The sequence below is a fragment of the Saccharomonospora iraqiensis subsp. iraqiensis genome (genome assembly GCF_000430445.1).
In the GTDB taxonomy this organism is placed as follows: Bacteria; Actinomycetota; Actinomycetes; order Mycobacteriales; family Pseudonocardiaceae; genus Saccharomonospora; species Saccharomonospora iraqiensis.
In genome coordinates this window covers 34883-38473 of sequence record NZ_KE387097.1, presented here as the reverse complement: position 1 = coordinate 38473, position 3591 = coordinate 34883, and the positions used below count along the sequence as shown (strand labels likewise).

General features: G+C 74.1%; 5 protein-coding genes and 1 pseudogene. 4 read left to right on the top strand and 2 right to left on the bottom strand.

From position 1 onward, the window contains the following. Both ACTIR_RS23315 and ACTIR_RS0113690 read left to right on the top strand, forming a co-directional pair. On the top strand, positions 1-869 hold an 869-nt coding region (locus ACTIR_RS23315; protein WP_154663754.1), incomplete at its 5' end, for a TNT domain-containing protein. Beyond that, positions 866-1135: a hypothetical protein gene (locus ACTIR_RS0113690; protein WP_026454710.1), complete on the top strand. Its 270-nt coding sequence runs from the start codon at positions 866-868 to the stop codon at positions 1133-1135. The genes ACTIR_RS23315 and ACTIR_RS0113690, both read left to right, overlap by 4 nt. A gap of 22 nt (positions 1136-1157) precedes the next feature. On the opposite strand, the gene ACTIR_RS0113685 is transcribed toward ACTIR_RS0113690, so the two are convergent. Further along, a complete protein-coding gene (locus tag ACTIR_RS0113685) occupies positions 1158-1424 on the bottom strand; it encodes an ECF-type sigma factor (protein ID WP_034240017.1) in 267 nt (88 codons plus the stop codon). A 50-nt stretch (positions 1425-1474) separates the two neighbouring features. Continuing rightward, on the bottom strand, positions 1475-2287 hold the full coding sequence (gene hisN / locus ACTIR_RS0113680) for a histidinol-phosphatase (RefSeq protein ID WP_026454709.1): 813 nt from the start codon (positions 2285-2287) through the stop codon (positions 1475-1477). Between the two features lie 9 nt (positions 2288-2296). On the opposite strand from hisN, the gene ACTIR_RS0113675 reads away from it, so the two are divergent. After that, a complete protein-coding gene (locus ACTIR_RS0113675; RefSeq protein WP_026454708.1) occupies positions 2297-3061 on the top strand; it encodes a response regulator transcription factor in 765 nt (254 codons plus the stop codon). A gap of 18 nt (positions 3062-3079) precedes the next feature. After that, a pseudogene (locus ACTIR_RS0113670) lies at positions 3080-3591 on the top strand (ATP-binding protein); the annotation flags it as partial.

The window sequence follows — 3591 nt, the reverse complement described above, 5'->3', positions numbered from 1 at the left end:
CGCAGGCACCCCACCCGGCACCGCTGCCACCCCCGGTCGCGCCGCCACCAGCACAGCAACCCCCACCGCCGCAGCAACCGGGAGCGGCGCAACCCGTCCCCGGTGCCGCGGCCGTGCCGGTCGGGGCCCCACGTCCCGAGCGGGAGAGCATGGTGGCGCTGTTTTTGGTGCACATGTTCCCGATCGGGCACCTGCCGGTGGCCTCCGACCGGCCCGCGCGGCACTTCTCCCCACAAGACCGGACGCCGGGCGCCGCCGGTCCGGACGGGGCGTCCGGGACAGCGGATGTCTACGGCTTCCCGCCGCTGGACCACCCGGAGTCGGCCACGGTGGACACCACCCTGGAGGCGTGCGGGGACACCCGGCGCCCCGCACCCCCGCCGGTGGACGTGCTGCCGCCGCCACCCGCCGCGCTGTTCGTCGATCACGACCCGCTCGGTGGGCGGCACGAACGCGACTGGGACGCGCAGTACCTGACGGCCGACGGCGACCCGCCCGGGTACGTGTGGCCACCGCCCGGGCGGTACCCGGAGGGCGGGTGCGAGCCGGGTGAGCCCGTCGTGCTCGCCGAAGGCACCCTGATCGACCGGTTCGGTACCGCGCACGGCCGGGTCTTCGCCCCCGACGGGACCCCCTTCGCGCACCGCTCGCTGCCCCCGGCGCACCGGGACGCCGGGTACCGCCGGTACCGCGTGCTGCGTGATCTGCCGGTGTGGCGGGCGGTGTCGGCACCCTGGTTCGGCCAGCCGGGCGGCGGCGTGCGGTACCGGACGGTGTATTCGGCCGCCGAGCTGGTGACCCTGGGCCGGCTCGCCGACATCACCTTCGAGCAGGCACCCGGGAACGATACGGAGGGGGAGCACGGATGAACACCGAGTCGCTCGGCCGCTGGCTGGACGCGGTGGGGGTGCCGCGCGAGGTGGTCTCGGTCGGCACCGAGTCCGACGACACCTGGTGCGTGCTGCGTGCCGAGGACGCGGGGGACGGTGGCCCGGTGTGGGAGGTGTTCTGGCGCGAGCAGGGCACCCGCTACGACTGGGCCCGGTTCACCGACGAACACGTGGCGTGTCACTACCTGTTCGGCCGGCTCACCTGGGCCCAGGTCGCCCGCGGCGCGGTGGGCGTGCTGCCCTGACCCGCCGCGACGTCGTGGCAGGTCAGGCCGCGGCGCCGTCGGCGAAGCGCTGGCGGGCAGCTTGGCGGCTCACGCCGAGAGCCAGGGCGATGTCGTTCCATGAGCGACCGTGTGCCCGGGCCAGAGCGACGGCTTCGCGCAGTCGGGCCTGGTCCGCGGTCACGGCCTCGGCCGCGTCCGCGATCGTGCGCAGATCGTCGGTGTGGTCGACCTCGGCAGTGTGGGGGTCGAGGTCGTCAGCGAGCTGCTCGAACCGCGCCGCAGCGTGGTCGAGTTCCTCGTCGGGCATCGCGATGGTCGCCTCCTCCGGTCGATCGGCCGGTGTGTGCTCGTCGCAGGTCAGTGTGTGCCGGGGGCCGTGTCCGGGGCGGAGAGCAGGGCGAGTGCGGTGTCGTGCAGCAGGCCGTTCGTGGAGAGGGCGGAGCCGCCGTCGATGCGGGGTGCCCCGGCCAGGTCGGTGAACCGCCCGCCCGCCTGCTCGACCAGCACCCGCACCGGTGCGACGTCCCAGGTGTTCACGATCGGTTCCACGGCGATGTCCAGGGCGCCCTCGGCCACCAGGCAGTGGTGCCAGAAGTCGCCGAACGCGCGGCTCTCCCAGGTGGCGTCCACCAGCCGCAGGTAGGACTCCCGCCGGTGGTGCTCGACCCACGACCCCAGGTCGGTGGTCGACACGGTGGCGTCGGCGGGGTCGCTGACCCGGGAGACCCCGATGCCGCGCACCCCGGAGCCGTCGGCGACCCACGCGCCCGCGTCGGCCCCCGCCCACCAGCGCCTGCCCAGCAGCGGTGCGCTGATCATGCCGACGACCGGGGTGCCGTCCTCGACCAGCGCGATCAGGGTCGCCCACACCGGCAGGCCGCGCAGGAAGTTCTTGGTGCCGTCGATCGGGTCGATCACCCACACCCGGCCGGGGCCGGTCGCCGACCCGCCGCGTTCCTCCCCCGCGACCGCGTCGTCCGGGCGGTGCCGGGTCAGCAGGGTGCGGACGGCGTCCTCGACCGCGGTGTCCGCGTCGGTCACCGGGGTCCGGTCGGGCTTGCTGTCCACGGTCAGGTCGAGGGCGCGGAAGCGGGCCGTGGTGATCCCGTCGGCGGCGTCGGCCAGGGTCCGGGCGAGATCCAGGTCAGGAGAATATCGCGACACGGTCACGATGTTTTCATGTCGGCGCGCCGTAAGGTTGGCACGGTGAGCGTGGTCCTGTTAGCCGAAGACGATCCGGCGATCGCCGAGCCCCTCTCGCGGGCACTGGAGCGGGAGGGCTACGAGGTCTCGGTCGTCGCCGACGGCCCGACGACGCTGGAACGCGTGTCCTGCGGCCGGGCCGATCTCCTGGTGCTCGATCTCGGGCTGCCGGGGATGGACGGGCTGGAGGTGTGCCGCAGGCTGCGCACCGGCGACCCGGACCTGCCGGTGCTGATGCTGACCGCCCGCACCGACGAGGTCGACTTCGTGGTGGGCCTCGACGCGGGCGCCGACGACTACGTCGCCAAGCCGTTCCGGCTCGCCGAACTGCTCGCCCGGATCCGCGCGCTGCTGCGCAGGCGCACCCCGGAGGTGCTGGAGTCGGGCGGGGTGCGGATGGACGTGGGCGCGCGCCAGGTCACCGTGGACGGCGTCGAGGTCACCCTCGCCAACAAGGAGTTCGAGCTGCTGCGGGTGCTGCTGGCGCACGCGGGGCAGGTGGTGAGCCGGGAGGAGATCCTGGCCGAGGTGTGGAGCGACCTGGACCCGGAGACCTTCCGTACGTCGAAGACGCTGGACATGCACATGTCCTGGCTGCGCCGCAAACTCGCGGTGGACCTCGCCGAGCACGGGGACGGGACCGGCGCCGCCGGGTTCGGCGACCCCGCACAGGCCCGGGGCAGGGGCGAGGAGCGGATCGTGACCGTGCGCGGGGTCGGTTTCCGCTTCAACACCGAGTGAGACGGGACCGGGTGAATCATGCGCCGTCGCATCCTGCTGGCCATCCTGCTCGCCGTGGCGGTCACCGGTGCGGCGCTGGGCATCCCGCTGGGGGTCACCGGCTGGGTGCTGGTGGACAACGTCACCCGCGAGGACCTGGCGTCCAACGCGCAGCGCATCGCCGCGATCCTGGACGACCAGCTGGCCGACGGCCGCCCGCTCGACCTCGACCAGGTGCGGGTGGCCGTGCCGCGGGACGGTGCGCTCACCGTGTACCGGCCCGAGCGGCCGACGTTGCGGCACGGCGGCGAACTCGGCACGGAGGTGGTGACCGAGACGGTGCCGATCGCGCAGAACGGCACCGTGGAGCTGAGCATCCCCGCGGGGCCGCTGCGGACCCGGCAGACGCAGGTGGCACTGGCCGTGCTGATGCTGGTGGTGCTGTCGGTGGGGACCGGCACGGTGGTGGCCACCGTCACCGCCCGCAAGCTGGCCCGGCCGCTGCGGCACGTCGCCGACCGCGCGGCCCGGCTCGGCGGGGGTGACTTCCG